This window comes from Alteromonas sp. MMG017 (assembly GCF_018100795.1).
In the GTDB taxonomy this organism is placed as follows: Bacteria; Pseudomonadota; Gammaproteobacteria; order Enterobacterales; family Alteromonadaceae; genus Alteromonas.
The window spans coordinates 1-909 of the sequence record NZ_JAGJDY010000043.1; the positions used below are offsets into that span (position 1 = coordinate 1).

Consider the following 909-nt stretch of genomic DNA (forward strand, 5'->3'; position numbering starts at 1 on the left):
GTGCTACTAGGATTCCTAAGGGCTTGGTTGAGGTAAGAGAATGTCAGAAGCATTGGTTAAAGAGGTGTTAATTCAAGCATTGGCTGAATTGGAAGAGTCAGAAGACATTATTATTTTAAATCCTGCAAAAAACGCGATTGCGAATATTTTGTTTAAAAAAGTTCAAGAGGTATCTCCAAACCTTCTCACCAATGAAGAATTAAGTGGAATAATCAGCGCGCTAAATGCTCATAATCTCGGTTTCGGATTAGATGATAACGATTTTCAAACTATTATCGGTTTAACAAAAGAAGAGCTAGCTAAAGCAACTAAAAAGTTAAAGCTGTAAACCACAAACAAGGTTTTAATTTGCACGCACATAACAACCAAATAAAGTCACTCGCTGACGCTCGTTGGGACGCTATCACGCAGGGCCGCTTCGCTATCATGCCCTACGCGTTATCGCCCCTTATTTAAAAGTTATGTTCTAGTATGAATAACCAAGCTCAAGTTGATTTGTTTAAAAGTCGTTGTCGGTCGTCTTTTGACGCTGTAGCCCAAGAGTATGCACTTAAGGAGTGTATCGTTTGTGGCGGTACTTATATCAACCCGTTTAAAATTAGGTTTAAGAATCCGGATGTTTTTATTGGATTTGAAGGTATACACTGGGGCTTTGGTCTTCTAACAACATTTGGTGCAACAAAGTTAAATGAGCCATTTACAATAGAGCAAGCCATTTGTTATTTGGATGGCTTGGATAAGTTGCGAGAACGAGATACACATAGAACATCTGGTTACGAAAAGATCCTTGCTCTTGATATAGACTTTATTACTCAAAACCTCTCCTTCTTTCTTGAAGGCGGGTTCAAATCGGTAACGTCGGAATTAAACAAAACTGAAGTAGTACTTAGGAAGTTTTACGGTCGAACA

General features: G+C 38.5%; 2 protein-coding genes. Both read left to right on the forward strand.

What is annotated here, in order from left to right:
• Positions 1-40: 40 nt before the first annotated feature.
• Positions 41-328: a hypothetical protein gene (locus tag J8L84_RS20145; RefSeq protein WP_211072264.1), complete on the forward strand. Its 288-nt coding sequence runs from the start codon at positions 41-43 to the stop codon at positions 326-328.
• Positions 329-471: 143 nt separating this feature from the next.
• A partial coding sequence (locus tag J8L84_RS20150; RefSeq protein WP_211072265.1) for a hypothetical protein occupies positions 472-909 on the forward strand: 438 nt, incomplete at its 3' end.